This window comes from Streptacidiphilus rugosus AM-16 (genome assembly GCF_000744655.1).
Taxonomy (GTDB): domain Bacteria; phylum Actinomycetota; class Actinomycetes; order Streptomycetales; family Streptomycetaceae; genus Streptacidiphilus; species Streptacidiphilus rugosus.
The window spans coordinates 1-15,485 of the sequence record NZ_JQMJ01000002.1 but is presented as its reverse complement, the minus strand read 5'-3'; the positions used below and the strand labels follow the sequence as shown (position 1 = coordinate 15,485).

Genomic DNA, 15,485 nt, shown 5'->3' with positions numbered 1-15,485 from the left:
TGTGGGCGTCTGCCTGGGAGGTCCAGTGGCTGCGGATGTGTTCGCCCCGGATGTGCGGACGTATACGGGTGCGTACCCGTATGCTTTCGGTGAAGAGAGGTGGTTGTGATGGCTGACGCGAATGTGCGTATCCCTGCTGATGCGCGTGACCGGCTTGCTGAGGTGGCGGCCGCGGAGGGCATGTCTTTGCGTGCGTACCTTGCACAGCTCGCGGAGAGCGTGCTGACTCCGCGGGAGCGTGCCGAGCGTGCTGAGAAGGCGCGCCTGGAGTTGCAGCGGTGGAACGGCTACGACCCGAGCGAGGATGAGCAGCAGTTGCTGGACGCGGAGTTGGATCGGCGCCTTGGCCTGCGTGGTGCTGCGTGAGTGACGTTGTCCATGTGGTTCTGGACGAGACGGCGATGGTCGCGGCCGGCCGCGGGAACGTCTTGGTGTCCAGGCTGATTCACCGGGCTCATGTGGAGAGCGGGTGGAACCTCTATGCGCCGGCGTGTGCGCTGGTTGAGGCTGACCGTGAGCGCCCTGGAACGGCCGAGCACCTTGCCGCGATGCCTGGGGTGCTCGTGCTGGATCTCGATCTTTCGGCGGCCCTGGCCGTTGCACGGGAAAGCACCTGGGCTGCCGCGCACGCCAGGTACGCGGCGGATCCCACGCCCGACAGGCCGGACGGTGCGTTCATTGCTACGGCAGACCCGTCACGCTGGGCAGACCAGCCGGTGCGTGTACTGGACGTGAACCCGTAGCTTCTTGTCGTGAGCACGGCGGGCGTGTGTCTGGGGCGTGCAGGGAAGCACGGTCCAGTCCGCGTGCCGCGGCGCGCCTCCATGGCACCGGCGCGCGGCAGGGTCGTGCCGGATCGTTGCCCTGTTATGTCGATTTCGACATGTAGGCTGGTGGTATGAGCGAGCAGTCGATCTACCAGCACCTGCGCGACTTTGCCGATCACTTCGAGCCGCCGGCGCCGTTCAGTCCCCATATTGAGATCAGTGGGGGACACATCGTAATGATGATGAGCCCGACCGGGGCCCATGATCAAACTGCGATGCGTATCACCAAACAGCTCGACCCGCAGCTCCCGGCGGGGCTGGTGGCGTATACGGGTGATATCGAGCATCCGCTGGCCGCGAAGATGCGGCGCCCGGATGTCATTGTCGTGGAGGATGCGGCGATGTACACGGCTGAGGCGATCAGCGCCGAGGCCGTAACCTTGGCCGTGGAGGTGGTCTCTCCCTCGAATCCGGACAACGACTACGTCGACAAGCTGCGCGACTATGCCGTGATGGGCATCCCCCACTACGTGATCGTGGATCCGCGTGACGGAACCGCTGTCCACTACTGGGACACCGACGGAACGAAGTACGCCAACACGGTCCATTACAGCTTCGGGGACACTATCCCGGTCGGTGACTGGACCATTGATACCAGCGTCTTGGCGCTTTATCCGGAGAAGACCCCGGATGACCACCGCTGAGGTGGTGCGGAACTGGCGGGTAGCGAAGGGCATCACCCAGGCGGAGCTGGCCCAGCGCGCCGGTACTGGGCAAGCGACGATCTCGCGGATCGAATCAGGGAAGCTCATCCCCACTCTGCCTGTGCTGGAACGGGTAGCTGCTGCCCTGGACTGCCACGTCGTGTTGGACTTCGCACCGCGGACATGAATCGCGGACCCTGCCCGGTGGTGGTGATGCTCTGTCCGGTGCGCAGCACAGTCGTGTCAGGGGTCATGAGGGCGAGCGCTTCGGCGACGTGGGCGGCGGGCGTCTGGCCGTCCGGGTCGGCGAACGGGTGCCGGGTCCATCCGGCTCCGTGGCATACGTCCATGCGGAAGAGCGGGTGGCGGGCGGCGTCGCCCAGCGGGGGAGTGTGGTCGTCACGGGAACTCCTCGCGGGTGTTGGGGGTGGTCCGTCGGGCGTGGTGGGGCGACCTGGTGCCGCCGGGGCGGCGGCGCGGCCGGCCTTTGTGCTGCCGGGGGTGGGGCCGCCCGGTGCGGGCGGCCCCTGGCTTGGTCAGCGGCGGGGGGTGAAGCGGTACACGCCGTCCTGTGCGTAGGCCTTGATCTCTCCGGCGCGCTCGGACACGTCGACGTGAGCGGGCAGTGAGCGCAGCGCGTCCGTGATGCCCTGCGCGGTGGCCGTTCCGGGCTCGGGCGTCCACGCGCTGTCCGGCGCGGCCAGTGGCGCGGTCGCGCCGGTGAACTCCCGGGCCCAGTCGATCGGGTCCCCTGCGGGGAACGGCCGGGCTGTGGCCACTGGCGTCCAGCGGAAGCGCAGCGCGGTCACGGTGCCGCGCGGGGACCACTCCACCGGCGTGCCGTTGCGCAGCGTGGCAAGCGTGCGAGCCACGGTCCACGCGGACGTCTCGCCGTCCGGGTCGGTCAGCGGCGCGCGCTGCCAACCGTCCTCGGCCAGCTGCTCACCCCTGAACCGCACAGCCGGGGCGTGGCCCAGCCAGGAGGCCAGCCAGTCGGTTCGCGCGTCCCCGGTGCGCGTGTGGGGGTGCGGGCCGTACGGGCCGAACTGCCGGTGGATCTCGGCGGCCTGGTTGTCCAGCACCCGCAGCAGCGATTCCCGCTCCTCATCCTGTGCCGCCGCCGGTTCGCCAGGATCTCGTAGAAGTAATCGCGGAACCGTGTCTCCCCTGTGGACGCGTACAACCTGGCCATGTTGGTGAGGTCATCGGACGACTGGCGAAGCTGTAAGCAAGCTGCAACGACTCCGACCGCCGAGCCTGCGCTTTCGCTGCATCATGCATGTTCTGCTCGGCCGACACGCTCAAGGCGAGGACAACAGCGAGCAGTACGGCGTTGACGACGACGATGACCCGGAGGAACGTCCGCAGTGACACGCGGACGCCGCCAGCCCACCTCACGGAACCCTTCATCCGCCGACACTTTCTGGCCCACAGGCCTTGTCGCGGACCTTCGGTCCCAGGGCACCTGCGCGACCGCCTGCTCCGCGGTGACCACACTTTCCCGACCAGCATATTTCTGTAGCGCCATGGCTGCCCTCCGCACAAGGGCGTCGAGCACGCCTCGCTCTGGCGGCACGGGGCTGGGCGGTGTCGCGCCGACGCCAGTGGGCTTTTGCGCCGACACAGTCCTGGAGGTGCTGGCACGTTAACGGGTGCTTGATCGTCTGACGCTGGGCGAGGCCGTGGTCGTGCCGGTCCAGGGCCCTGGTTCAGGCTGCGGCGGGCAGGCCGATGCCGGCGGTGATGTGGTCCCAGAGGGTGAAGCGGAGGGTCATTTCGAGCCGGTGCCGGGCTGCGCTGAGGAGGTGGCGGCCGGGCCGGAAGTGGGGGCTGATGCCGCTTAACGCGGACAGGAACCTCTGGGCCGCGCCGGCGGAGCGGAAGCCCTTCATAGCGCGTTCTCGCTGGCGGGTGGGCTGGTGGCTGTTCTCGGCGCGGTTGTTCAAGCCCTTGTGGGCGCGGTGCTCGACCGACGGCATCAACTCGCGGCGGGCGGCACCGTAGGAGCGGAGCTTGTCCGTGACCAGCACCCGGGGCACCCGGCACTGCTTCTTCATCAACTTCGCCATGAACGCCTGGCCGCAGCCTTGTCGCGGCGGGACTGGACCAGGATGTCCAGGACATTGCCGTGCTGGTCCACGGCCCGCCACAAGTACTGCCGCTCCCCGTTGATCCTCACGAAGACCTCGTCGAGATGCCATTTATCGCCCGGCTCGGGTCGGCGCTGGCGCAGCCCGTCGGCGTAGGCCTGCCCGAACCTGGCACACCACCGCCGGATGGTCTCGTACGAGACGATCACGCCGCGCCGGAGCATCAGCTCCTCGACCTCACGGAAGGAGAGCGGGAACCGGAAGTACAGCCACACGCAGTGCGCGATCACCTCCGCCGGGTAGCGGTGGCGCTTGTACGACGGCACTGTCGACGGCACGAACGCTCCCTCGAGATGATCAACAACAAGATCATCCCACGCTCGCCTGTTAACGTGACAATGCCGTCGATCGGGTTGATGCAGGTCATTCAGCCGACGTTCGACGCGTACGCGCTGCCCGGCCACACACCGATATCTGGAACCCGGTCGACAACATCGTCGCTTCCGTGCGCTACGCGAACGCCACCTACGGTTCCTTCGATGCGATCGCCTACGGCGCCAGCGGCTACTGACCACACCCCTCACCCCGCATCGGCCTGGGGTATCCCCGGTTCCCTAGTCCTGGCACAGGGGTGGGGACTAGGGACGGTGCCTGATGTGAGGGGTGCCGGTCGGGGCGCACGGTAGATGTCAGAAGGCAGGAAACGGTCCCGCGGCGCGGAGCGAGGCGGGAAAGCGACCCAGGAAGTGATCTCGATGTACGCGCAGCCCGTACTCGACGACAACACCACACCGACCTCGTCCTGGTCGGGGCACATCCGGCGCCTGACCGCACCCACTGGCGGCCGCACCGCGGCGGCCGGGGCGCGGATTCCGCGGCAGCGGTGCTACCGCGGCGAGGACGGCCGGCTGCGTGACGCGACGGTGCACGACCCGCGGTTGCGGTATCCGCACAGCTACACCCGCGCCGACATCGCCCTCGCGCTCGCCGTGGCCGAGGACTAGCGGAGAGTCGATCGCGATGACCCCCGACACCGCCACCGCGGCCCCGGTGTGGACCCTGCCCCCCGACCTCCAGGCCCCGGCCCGGGCCCGGCACCTGGTCGCCGGCCAGCTGCACGTGTGGCACCTGGACCAGATCGCCGACGACGCCCTCCTGATCGTCTCCGAACTGGTCAGCAACGCCATCCGCCTGGGCCAGACGGTGCTCCTGGCCCTGAAGGCCGTAGCGGACGCGGGCCGACGGATGCTCCGCATCGAGGTCACCGACCCCGGACCCGGCCCCGCCGCCACCACGCCCGCCCTGCCCGGCGACGAGGCGGAACACGGCCGCGGCCTGCCGATCGTCGACATCCTCACCGACTCCTGGGGCTGCGACCGGGATCCCGATCGCACCCTGGTGTGGGCCCAGCTCCCACTACCCAGCGCCGCAGCTTCCCCGGCGCTGGCCTGACCACCCGTGCTCGTGCCGAAGACCGCTGGCCAGTGATGCCAGTCCCTGGCCCCGTACCGCAAGGAGAGCCTCGTGACCTGGACCGACGAGATCGAGCGAGCGATCGTGGACGACTACCTCCAGCTCGCCCGGTGTTTCCCCGCCAACGACCGCGGGCTGGAGCACTTCAGGGCCCTGTGGCTGAAGGCGGTGACCGCGCACCTGCCAACGTCGACCATGGAACCTGCCGGGGCGTCGTCCGTCCCGCGCCCCTACGACCACTTCCTCAGCGAGTATCTGGTCGACCACGAGCGTGGTGCCGGGCCGCCTGGGTCCGGGCCGGTGGGCCCCCGGGCCGCGCAACGCAGAGCCATGCAGACCCCAGCGCCGCCACGTACCTGAGGATCAAGCCGCACGCCGCGACTACGCAGGCCACGCCCGAGGAGCACCCTTGATCACCGTCACCCTGCTCGTCTTGCTGACCCCGCTGTTCCTGCTGCTCATGTGGCTGGCCATCGAAAGCCGAATCCACCGGAAACGCCGACAGCTCGCCAAGCTGACGGCCGTGCAGACGATCGAGTCCGCGATACCCGCCCCGGCACAGGCGCCGTCGGGCGAGGCAGTGCCGAACGGCGGGTAAAGCCCGGGCGGCGGCGTCCTCGGCTAACCTGCGCGTTTCATCTGGGGTTGCGTCCGGATCATGATCGGAAAAGCGAAAGTGCCTTCTGACGCGTAAATAACCCCAGGTCCGCGTTGGTGTGGGCATGGCTGCGATCCCGGCGGCACGTGATCCGCTGCCGGGAGGGACGGTGGGCGCTCAGGCTGCGGGGTCGATCGGATTGAGGGTGACGCTGTAGCCGAGCTGGTTGAGCTGGGTGATGGCGCGCTGTGCCGTGCGCTCGGGGTTGAGCTGGGCGAAGTACTGGCCGCCGAGGTCGTGGTAGGGGGTGCGGCCGGTGAGCATGTGCCAGATGGCCACGACGATGGAGTGCTCGACGGCGACGAGTGCCTTCATCGCGCCGCGGCGGCCAGCCAGGCGTCTGTACCGGGCTTGCAGGAATGTGTCCTTGGTGCGGCTGGCGCCGAAGGCGGCCAGACCGAGGGCGCCTTTGAGGTAGGGGTTGCCGGGGCGGACCCTGGTGCTCTTCGCGCGGCCTGCGGACTCGTGGTGGCCCGGGCAGGCTCCGGCCCAGGAAGCGAGGTGCTTCGCGGTGGGGAACCGGCGCATGTCGCCTCCGGTCTCGGCGACGATGACCCCGGCGACTGCCCGGTTGACCCCAGGGACGGTGTCCAGGAGTTCCAGGACGGGGCGAAAGGGTGCCATCGCCTGTTCGATCCGCGCGGTGAGCCGGTCGATCGCCGTGGTGATCTGGTCGTAGTGGTCTAGGTGCAGCCGGACCAGGAACGCGTGGTGCTCGCGGAAGTGCCCGTCCAGCGCCTGCGTCAGCTCCGGAATCTTGTGCCGCATCCTGCGTTTGGCCAGGTCGGCCAGCACCTGCGGGTCGCGCTCGCCTGCGACCAGAGATTCCAGCATCGCGCGCCCGGACACGCCGGTGATGTCGGCGGCGACCGAGGAGAGCTTGATTCCGGAGTCCTCCAGCAGCTTCTCCAGCCGTTGGACGATCTGACCGCGCTGACGGGTCAGGTGGGTGCGTGGGTGCGGGTGCGGGTGAGGTGGCGCAGTTCCCGCACCGGCTCGTCGGGGACGAACGACGCGCGCAGCAGGCCGTGCGCTCCGAGTTGGGCCAGCCAGGCGGCGTCGGAGACATCGGTCTTGCGTCCGGGGAGGTTCTTGGCCTGGCGGGCGTTGACCAGGATGACGTTCAGCCCCTCGGACAGCAGGTAGTAGAAGCCCTTCCAGTAGCCCGAGGTGGCCTCCATGACCACCAGCGTCACGCCAGCGGCGAGCAGGTGTTCCCGCAGGTCGAGGACGGCGCCGGTGGTTGCGCCCCAGGTCGTGGTGGTGAAACTGCCCTTGCGGCCCGGGTTCGGGACACGGACGCACACCTTGGCGTCCCGCTTGCTGATGTCCATGCCTGCGCAGCGCTCGTGGAGGATCTCCATGCCCCGCTCCCTTCGGGTCGGCGGTGGTCGTGACGGGTGCCGCCCCGGGAGGGCACTGGAGGATCAGGAATCTGACGCTCGTGCTCAGGCAACAGTCCACGGTTCCCGCGGCGGCCCTCACCACCATGCTGAGCTACGAACTGCGAGGTATCACAGAAGGCAACGGTGCTGGCCGGGACGGCAGCACCATGGTCCCGGCCACCGACACGCCAGCCCACAGCGCACAGACGCACCCACGGCACGCGCACCGGATTTACCCGCCCCCCGGCGCACGCCGAAGGCGCGCTACGTTGCTGAGCTGCAACGATGAGGCTTGTTTAAGGTCCCAGTCGTTCCAGTGGGAAGGCACTTTCTGCGTGCACACTACCCGGTCTCGCCCCAAGCTCGTCGTCAGCGCCGACGGGAACGGGGTGGTCAGCCACGCCGGCTCGCGTCTGCTCGCGGATCTTGCCGACGCCACCACGCTGACCGGCGCCTTCAGCGAGGCCCTGCACCGGCTGCGACCGCGCGGGACCGGACACGACCCCGGCCGCGTCGCGGTGGACCTCGCGGTCATGCTCGCCGACGGCGGCGAAGCGATCGCCGACCTGGCCGTGCTGCGCGACCAGGCCGACGTGTTCGGCCCCGTCGCGTCCACCCCGACCGCCTGGCGCGTGCTGGCCGGCATCGACGAAACAGCCCTGAACACGCTGCGGGCAGCCGGGGCCACCGCCCGCGAGGTCGCCTGGCTGCAGGTCGACGAGACCGGACGCCCCATACCCGGCTCACAAGCGGGAGGGCGTGAACTGCCGGGTCTGGTCCTGGACATCGACGCGACCCTGGTCACCTGCCACTCCGAGAAGGAACAGGCCGCCGCCACCTACAAACGCGGCTTCGGCTACCACCCGCTGCTGTGCTTCCTCGACAACACCGGCGAGGCCCTCGCCGGCATCCTGCGGCCGGGCAACGCCGGAGCGAACACCGCGGCCGACCACATCACCGTCCTGGACCAGGCCCTCGCACAGATCCCCGACGCCCACCGCCACGGCACCGAGATCCTCGTCCGCGCCGACAGCGCCGGCGGCGCGAAGGCCTTCCTCAACCACCTCCGCGACCTGCGAAAGCGCGGGATCCGCACCACCTTCTCCGTCGGGCACGCCGTCACCGAACCGGTCCGCAAGGCCATCCGGGTCCTGCCCGACCAGGTCTGGCACCCCGCCCTCGAACAGGACGGCACCCTGCGCGCGGGTGCCGAGGTCGCCGAGCTGACCGGATTGGTCGACCTCACCGGATACCCGGACGGCACCCGCCTCATCGTCCGCCGCGAGCGCCCCCATCCCGGAGCCCAGCTGTCCCTGTTCGACCAGGACGAAGGCATGCGTCACCAGGTCTTCCTCACCGACACGCCCGCCGCCGGCGGCTCCATCCAGTACCTGGAGGTCCGACACCGAGCCCACGCGCGGGTCGAGGACCACATCCGCTGCGGCAAGACCACCGGCTTCGGCCGCTTCCCCTCCCGCCACTTCGCGATCAACCAGGCCTGGCTGGAGCTGTCCCTGACCGCGATCGACCTGCTCGCCTGGACCAGAATCCTGCTGCTGGAGGGCGAGTTGGCCACCGCCCAGCCCAAGAAACTGCGCTACCGCGTGCTACACGCAGCCGCTCGGATCACCCGCGGAGGCCGTCGCCTGCGTCTGCGGATCGCCGCCACCTGGCCCTGGCGCCACGAACTGACCACCGCGTTCAACCGCCTCGTCGCCCTGCCCCGACCGGCCACCTGACCGACGACCTCACCGCTGACCACCCACGACCCGAGGACCCCGGAGCACCCGGCCACCGCGCCGGGCCACCGGCATGCCCACCGTCCGACAACAGCCCCGCGACCCCGGCCACAGGGATCACCCCAGATCAGCCAACGCGAACCGAAACAGCGAGGTTAGTCGGGTCATACGAGCACCACGCTTCCGGTGGGATTAAGCACCAGGGACTGGGCCGTCTGTAGTGCCGGGTGGACACGTTGGCGCTTCGTGAATTCCGCCGTGTTTGGACGCCGTCCGGTGTGGGTTAGAGCCACTGGTCGAGTAAGCTTCCTGGCGGGCGGAGTGTCGAGCGGCCTGGGTATATAAGGCCGCCATGAACGATTCAGGCCCGAGCAAGGACCTGCATCAACGCCTTCTGCACGTCGTGGTCCTTTAGGACTATTATGGAAACTCGATTGAAGGCAGAATCAAACAACGTACCCTTCATCTTCTCGTAAGAGGCTATGGAGTGCCCCGGGCGGATATCGTTCTCCTTGCAATAATGGAGGACCCCCTTGGCTGTGCTTAGAGATGGTGATTTTTTGTACTCTATTACCGCGTTGATGAATTTGATATAACTCGGAAATTCTGGATCGTTCGCGATTGGATTGGACTCCTTTAGCTTCTTGTACACGGCGCTCCACTGGTCGGAGGAAAGTTCGAGAAGGGCGGGTCCGTTTCCTGGAAGCCTGATTTCGGCGGCGGGCTGATTCGGTGCCCCCGACTGCGGGGTGGCTTCCTCCACGCTTCGTCCGCGAGTGTCTTCGTAGAGCTTCATCAAATAGCTCTTTGTTGCCTGATCTGCATCGGTCAGCAGCTGCATGGAGTCGCGGGCGCCGAGCCTCTTGCCGAATACCTTGGCGACGGTTCTCGCCCCCGTCTTGGCGAAGCGAACCTTTCCCTCTTCCCCCGCAAAATCGCGCAGGATCTGGTACGCGAGGTCAGTTGCCGAGTCCTGCCCAGCAACGATGACAAGGCCCTCGAACCCGACAAACGACACGTCGGCCCCCTCTGATGGGTACCCGGCCAGCGCGGCCCGATTTTGGGCCTTAAGGCCGGACGGGGAGACGGACACATGCAACGTGGCATTGCCAAGGCTGCCGGGTATGACCCAAGCCGAAATCCCGTCTTTTTTCACCTCGCCGGCGTCGGGAAGCAGGACGTCCTGGTACCACGACTTTCCCTGGAGGAGATCGAGCAGGGGACCCTTCAGCGGTTGCGTGGCGGTCCGCCCTCCGGGCGTTGTGATCGTGTACTCGTATCTGTTCGGCCTGAGTGGTGTGGTGGCCAGTTCGTATTCTCGAAGAGTGAGCCACCGCACTGGGTCTTCTTTTCCGGTGGGCTTGCTCGTGCTCTTGATGTACCTCCAGCGCTCCTCCGGGTTTGATTTGCTTCCCATGCTGTCTATGCCGTACCACCAACCCTTCTCATCGTATTTCGCTATGCCGGTGTAACGAGCCCTTGGCTTCGCATACGGTGGCAGTGCAGTGCCCCACGCGCCCGCGTTAGACGGGTTAGACTTGCGCCACAGGTAAATATCATCGACGGGGTCGTATGCGCACTCCCAGGTGGGGTCGTAGGCCGCGTAGGTTTTGTCATCCTTTGCAAGCTGGCGGACGGTTTTATAGACGGCCAGTTCTTGCCGACGCCTGTCCTTTTGGTCCTTGCTTTCCTCAGTCACAGGGATGGTCGACGCGGCGGGCTGCGCGTAGGCCAGCAATAGGATGCGCTTGATCTCCGCGTACTTCCCGGCGCTGCTGGGGTCGCTGTGGGCGTCCAGGGCCCTGTCCAGCACGTCGAGCTGGCAGCCCCCGATACTGGCGATTGTGGGGCCGTAGCTGTCGATGGCGAAGGCCAGGAAGTCGTCCCAGTTCTGGAAGGCATCCCACCACGTGGGAGACTGCTCCCAGAGATAATTCAGTAGGAGCGTGAATTCCGCCGAGGGAGCGCTGCTCTGGAGATTACTAAGCAAAGTATTTGGATTGGCTTCCATTATGGCTCCACTTCTATCCGCTACCCAAACAACAGTTCCAGCGGCGGTGGGCCGCAGGGTAGGGCGGTCCGGTCGTTCCTTCGGGCAACTGCCAGCGCTGGACTGCTGGGCGGCTGGCTAGGGTTTCTCCTCGATCGGGACTCTGAGCGTTTTCAGCGTTGCCTCTCCAGGGTGAGCACCGCCTTGGCTGCTGACGCGAGTCGGCTGGGGCTGCAGCGGGCATGGCGGAAGATCCGCCAGCGCTTGAGGGTCGCGACGCCTCGTTCGACCGGGCAGCGGAGCCGGGCGTGGCCCTTGTTCAGCGACCTCTCCTTCGCGGTGAGCTCCCGCTTCGGTCGGCGGCGGACCGGGACGGCGACACCCGGGCCCGCTCCGGTGTAGGCCAGGTCGGCGAGGGCAGGGATCCGCAGCCGTGCGCAGGTGGCGATGACGCGGTGACGCCTGGCGGCGGTGAGGTCGTGGGTGCGGCCCGGCAGCGGGCGGGAGACCCAGAGCAGGTTGCCGCCGGGACCGGTGATGACCTGCAGGTTCACGCCGTGGCGGCGGTGTTTTCCGCTGTAGTCGGCGCGGCCGTCGCCGACCCGGTCGCGCGGTGCGAGGGGTGCCGTCGACCAGCACGTACTCCTCATTGGCCTCGCGTAGTGCCCGGGTCAGACCCGGCGCCCGGTGGGCGAGGAGGCCGATGACCTGATGCACGTAGGCGTGCGCGGTGCCGACGCTGATCCCGAAGCCGGCCGCGAGCTGGGCCAGGGTGTCGTGTTTGCGCAGGTACACCAGCGCGATCAGGGCGCGCTGGGACGGGCGGAGCTTGCACCGGCGGTCACCCTCACGGGTGACAATCAGCATGGGTGACCCACTCGACGATCGCATGGGGCAGGTCGAGTGCGGCAGGATATGTGACCAACGAGGCGCTCTGGGTGATGAGTTGAGACTTCAAGCACCTCTCTCAACACCCCGAGGGCCTCGGGCGTTCTCCTGCGGTCAGCGGTGCCGGGAGACATCACCCGATCGGTGCCCACTCTGAAAAGGCTCTCTGATGGTTAATTCGGTCAGGCTGCCAGGGCGAGTTCGAGGCGGGCGAGGTGGCTGGTTCTGGTTCGGTCCAGGGAGTGGCCGTTCCACCAGGCGTGGAGCCGGATCAGGTTGAGGGCGACGGCGCTGTAGACGTGTTCGAGGTGGGTTCTGGCCAGGCCTCGGTAGCGGGCACGGCGGGTGCCGGTGACCGCGACGGCCTGGTGGACGGTGCCTTCGACGCCGGCGCGTAGCCGGTACTTGTGCCGCCAGTCGCGGGTGGCCTGGGCGAGACGGCCGGCTTGCTGGAGTTCGTGGAGCTGGCGGGGCAGGACCGTGAGCTGCCGGTATCCGGCTTTCGAGGTGGTGCACCGGTCGCGTGTCGGGCAGGGTGCACAGGTGGTTTTGGCGAACTTGATGACCACGGCGTCGTTGCCGCGCTGGGTGCAGGGGCTCCAGGAGGAGCTGGCGTGGCCCTGCGGGCAGATCGCGTGCTGCTGTTCGAAGTCGACGGCGAACGCGGTCCGGTCGTAGCCGGCGCTGGACCGGCCCTGGGGTGAGCAGTCGCCCAATAGCGGGCTGACCAGCACGGTTCCGAAATCCTTGAGGGAGGAGGCGACGAGCGCCACGGACGGGTAGCCGGAGTCGACGTAGTGCTCTCCCGGTGTCAGATCCCGGCTGGCGAGGGCCTGGTGGATCGGCTCGGTCATCACCGTGTCCGGCACAGTCGCGTCGGTGGTGGCCACGTTCGTGGCTTGGGGGTTGGCCGGTCAGTGGGTGGTGGGGGGTTTGGTGTGGAGGATGGCGCGGACCTGTTCGGCGGCGTGGAGCATGGTTTCGCTGATGAAGTCGCTGAAGCGGGCGATGTTTTCCAGGCGGGTGGCGGCGGGGGTGTCGGGTCCCAGGACGGGGATGCCTTGGCGGGCGGTGGTGGCGACCTGGGCGATGCCGTGTGCGGCGGCGATGGTGGATTGGTACCAGACGTCCTCGTCGACGAAGTAGCGCTCGCGGCGGCGTTCGTCGCGTTCGCGGCGGGTCAGGCCCTGTGCCTCCAGGAAGGTGATGGCCTTGGAGACGGACGCCGCGCTGATGTCGAGGCCGGTGGCCAGTTCGGCGGCGGTGACGCCGGTGTCGGCGGTCATCAGGCGGGTCAGGACCCGGGCGGTCATCCGGGGCAGGCCCTGGCCCATCAGCAGGGTGGTGAAGCTCTCCTCGTACTCCCGCAGCGCGACGTCGTCGCGTCCGCGCCCCGCCGGGCCCGGGCCGCGGGGTGCGGCCTGCTTGCGGCGGCGGGCGCGGTGTTCGGTGGCGCGGTGGGCGAGGTCGGCGCGGTAGGCGGTGGGGCCGCCGTTGCGTTCGACCTCGCGGGTGACGGTGGAGGTGGGGCGGTCCAGGCGGCGGGCGATTTCGGCGTAGGGGAGGTCGTCGGCCAGCCCTGAGGCGATCTGCTGGCGTTCCTGTGCGGTGAGTCGGCCTCCCGGCACCTGCGTCTCCCTCGTGTGAGCTGTCCTCTTCGCCGCCACCCTAGCGTTCACTCCACATCAATGCAACGAATCCCTCCTCCTGTCGTTGCGTTAGATCTAAGCTCGGTGCAACGAAATCCAGGCATTGACCTGTACTGAAGCTGATTTGGCGCAACAAGTGTGTTGCCGAAACCTAGAACGCAACGTAGCGTTCTCGACATCAGAAACAGCAACGCACACAGGAGAGCATGATGCAGAAGTTCCCCGCCACCGCCCCGGTCACCGCCGTCCTGGGCATCCCCTCCGGACGCGTCCACCTGATCGCCGCCGACCGCACCGACATCACCGTGGAGGTCCGCCCCGCCGACCCGTCCCGCAGCCGGGACGTGAAGGCCGCCGAGCAGGTCTCGGTCGCCCACACCGACGGCGTGCTGCGGATCAGCACCGCCGAGCCGAAGAACCAGCTGTTCGGCCCGTCCGGGTCGGTCCAGGTCACCGTGCAGCTGCCCGCCGGCTCCCACGTCCAGACCAAGGCCGACGCCTGTGAACTGCGCGTCGTCGGACGCCTGGGCGACCTGGTCTTCGAGGGCGCCTACCAGCACATCAAGGTCGACGAGGCCGCGAGCCTGCGCCTGACCGCCGTCGACGGGAACGTGGAGATCGGCCGGATCACCGGCCCGGCCCAGATCACCACCCACCGCGGCGACATCACCGTCGCCGAGGCCCACCGCGGCACCGTCGACCTGCGCACCCAGGACGGCCACGTCACCGTCGCCGCCGCCCCCGGCGTCTCCGCCTCCCTGAACGCCGGCACCGGCCACGGCCGTGTCAGCAACGCCCTGAAGAACGACGGCGCCACCGGGCTCACCATCCGCGCCACCACCCACCGCGGCGACATCACCGCCCACAGCCTGTGACCCGGAACGGGGCGGGGATCCCAACGCCGCACACCGGCCCAGAACCCCGCCCCGAGCGCCACGACACCATGCCCGACCCGATCCGCCGGAACCACCGCGCCCCTGCCCCCGCCCCTGCCGACGGCCACACCCGGCCCGACCGTCCTGTCCCCGCCACACCGGCGCGCGACGCGATACCGAAACCGACTCCACCAGCCCACGCGCGACCTCGGCGGCGGCGGGTCCGACCCGATCCGCCGGCTCCCGGTCACGAACCAGGCCCGGGCCGGGTCGACGCCGGTGCCGGCATACCGGCCGCGAGTGATCGAAACCCAGAGCAGCGCGGCTGCGGCACGCCGCGCCCAGCGCCCAGCGCCCGGCGGCATCCGCAGGCCTGCCGGGCGGCGTCATGGGTGTGGACGCTACGCCCGGTAGCCCGGGCCTTGAAGAGCCACGGCGCAGCGACCGCACACGGACCCGCCACCCCACACCGACCAACCCGAGCGCCGCGCCCGACGGTCGCACGCCGCAACGCCACGTCGCCGACCACCCACCCGGACCCACCAGCAGCCGGACACAACCCGACACCCCACCCACCCACGCCCGAACACCCCCGCGCCCTTCCGACCTCATCGCCCCCCGCACGACAACCGCACGACAACCGCACGACAACCGCACGGCACCCGCACGGCACCCCGCGCGTGCCGTGCGGAGAAAACAACACCCCTCTGTAGCATTTGAGTCAGGTGTAGCTTTTGAGGGCGGTGGGGGATGCGGGTAGAGATCGGCGGGGAGCGGTTCGACATCACGGACGATCTGGCCCGTGTGCTGGCCGGCGCGTTGCGCGGGGCTCCTGTGGCACCGCCCACGGCGACGGACTTCGACGAGTTGGTCGAGCTGGTCGCAGACCTCCAGCGCCTGAACGCCCGCCTGAGCACGGTGAAGGAGATCGCCCTGGCCCGCGCGGACACCTCCGGCCCCTACGCGAACCGGCGCACCCTCAGCACGGCCGCGGGCATCGCGCCGTCCCAGCTGAGCCGGGTCCTGGAGGGCCACGGCCTGCCGACGGACCCGCGCGGCGGGGGAGTCGACCTCGTGATCGCGTTCCGTACCGCCGACGACGGCATCCCTGCACCTGGCCGCCGAGGACGACATCGTGGCGCTGCCGTCGTTCCCCCCTTCCACCCACGCCACCGGCCACCGCGCCCGGCCTCGCGCATGGCACCGGCAACGGGTTCACCGGCCGTGAGCTGGAGTGCTACTACCGGCCCCGGGTACCGGTCTCGGC

15 protein-coding genes and 3 pseudogenes are annotated in these 15,485 nt (G+C 68.5%); 11 read left to right on the top strand and 7 right to left on the bottom strand.

What is annotated here, in order from left to right; genetic code table 11:
* Positions 1-108: 108 nt before the first annotated feature.
* The 4 genes from BS83_RS02915 (at position 109) to BS83_RS02900 (ending at position 1,658) form a co-directional block, all read left to right on the top strand.
* Entirely contained in the window at positions 109-366 is a 258-nt protein-coding gene (locus BS83_RS02915) for a hypothetical protein (RefSeq protein ID WP_037600664.1), read from the top strand.
* Positions 363-743, top strand: coding sequence for a PIN domain-containing protein (locus BS83_RS02910; RefSeq protein ID WP_037600662.1), 381 nt, complete (start codon positions 363-365; stop codon positions 741-743). The genes BS83_RS02915 and BS83_RS02910 overlap by 4 nt, the downstream gene beginning before the upstream one ends.
* 155 nt (positions 744-898) lie before the next feature.
* A complete protein-coding gene (locus tag BS83_RS02905) occupies positions 899-1,471 on the top strand; it encodes a Uma2 family endonuclease (RefSeq protein WP_037600660.1) in 573 nt (190 codons plus the stop codon).
* Positions 1,458-1,658 carry a helix-turn-helix domain-containing protein gene (locus tag BS83_RS02900; protein ID WP_037600657.1) on the top strand — a complete coding sequence of 67 codons (201 nt, stop codon included), beginning with the start codon at positions 1,458-1,460 and terminating at the stop codon, positions 1,656-1,658. Before BS83_RS02905 ends, BS83_RS02900 begins: the two co-directional genes overlap by 14 nt.
* Positions 1,659-2,007: 349 nt before the next feature.
* Here the strand turns inward: BS83_RS02900 and BS83_RS02895 are convergent, their stop codons facing one another.
* Positions 2,008-2,553, bottom strand: coding sequence for a hypothetical protein (locus tag BS83_RS02895; RefSeq protein WP_037600653.1), 546 nt, complete (start codon positions 2,551-2,553; stop codon positions 2,008-2,010).
* 627 nt (positions 2,554-3,180) lie between these two features.
* Positions 3,181-3,899 (bottom strand): annotated as a pseudogene (locus BS83_RS02890) (IS6 family transposase).
* Between the two features lie 417 nt (positions 3,900-4,316).
* On the opposite strand from BS83_RS02890, the gene BS83_RS02885 reads away from it, so the two are divergent.
* From BS83_RS02885 to BS83_RS02870, 4 genes are all read left to right on the top strand, one after another.
* Complete coding sequence (locus tag BS83_RS02885) at positions 4,317-4,565, top strand: hypothetical protein (protein ID WP_037600652.1); 249 nt, start codon at positions 4,317-4,319, stop codon at positions 4,563-4,565.
* Positions 4,566-4,581: 16 nt separating this feature from the next.
* A complete protein-coding gene (locus BS83_RS02880; RefSeq protein WP_051942537.1) occupies positions 4,582-5,013 on the top strand; it encodes an ATP-binding protein in 432 nt (143 codons plus the stop codon).
* A 72-nt stretch (positions 5,014-5,085) separates the two neighbouring features.
* The gene (locus BS83_RS02875; RefSeq protein ID WP_037600650.1) at positions 5,086-5,394 is read left to right on the top strand and encodes a hypothetical protein; all 309 of its coding nucleotides are present in this window, start codon (positions 5,086-5,088) and stop codon (positions 5,392-5,394) included.
* Positions 5,395-5,443: 49 nt separating this feature from the next.
* Positions 5,444-5,632 carry a hypothetical protein gene (locus tag BS83_RS02870; RefSeq protein ID WP_037600647.1) on the top strand — a complete coding sequence of 63 codons (189 nt, stop codon included), beginning with the start codon at positions 5,444-5,446 and terminating at the stop codon, positions 5,630-5,632.
* A gap of 177 nt (positions 5,633-5,809) precedes the next feature.
* Here BS83_RS02870 and BS83_RS02865 read toward each other — a convergent pair.
* Positions 5,810-7,056: pseudogene (locus BS83_RS02865) on the bottom strand (IS110 family RNA-guided transposase).
* Positions 7,057-7,412: 356 nt separating this feature from the next.
* Here BS83_RS02865 and BS83_RS02860 point away from each other — a divergent pair.
* Positions 7,413-8,816, top strand: coding sequence for an IS1380 family transposase (locus tag BS83_RS02860; RefSeq protein WP_037600644.1), 1,404 nt, complete (start codon positions 7,413-7,415; stop codon positions 8,814-8,816).
* Positions 8,817-9,177: 361 nt separating this feature from the next.
* Here the strand turns inward: BS83_RS02860 and BS83_RS02855 are convergent, their stop codons facing one another.
* The 4 genes and pseudogenes from BS83_RS02855 to BS83_RS02840 form a co-directional block, all read right to left on the bottom strand.
* Entirely contained in the window at positions 9,178-10,827 is a 1,650-nt protein-coding gene (locus BS83_RS02855; RefSeq protein ID WP_157596859.1) for a hypothetical protein, read from the bottom strand.
* Between the two features lie 152 nt (positions 10,828-10,979).
* Positions 10,980-11,731: pseudogene (locus tag BS83_RS02850) on the bottom strand (transposase family protein).
* Between the two features lie 145 nt (positions 11,732-11,876).
* A complete protein-coding gene (locus BS83_RS02845) occupies positions 11,877-12,584 on the bottom strand; it encodes a transposase (RefSeq protein WP_051942536.1) in 708 nt (235 codons plus the stop codon).
* Positions 12,585-12,608: 24 nt separating this feature from the next.
* Positions 12,609-13,322: a MarR family transcriptional regulator gene (locus BS83_RS02840; RefSeq protein WP_037600640.1), complete on the bottom strand. Its 714-nt coding sequence runs from the start codon at positions 13,320-13,322 to the stop codon at positions 12,609-12,611.
* A 230-nt stretch (positions 13,323-13,552) separates the two neighbouring features.
* Here BS83_RS02840 and BS83_RS02835 point away from each other — a divergent pair, with 230 nt between their 5' ends.
* Positions 13,553-14,218, top strand: a complete 666-nt coding sequence (locus BS83_RS02835; protein WP_037600638.1) for a DUF4097 family beta strand repeat-containing protein — start codon at positions 13,553-13,555, stop codon at positions 14,216-14,218.
* A gap of 750 nt (positions 14,219-14,968) precedes the next feature.
* On the top strand, positions 14,969-15,485 hold a 517-nt coding region (locus BS83_RS02830; protein WP_037600636.1), incomplete at its 3' end, for a hypothetical protein.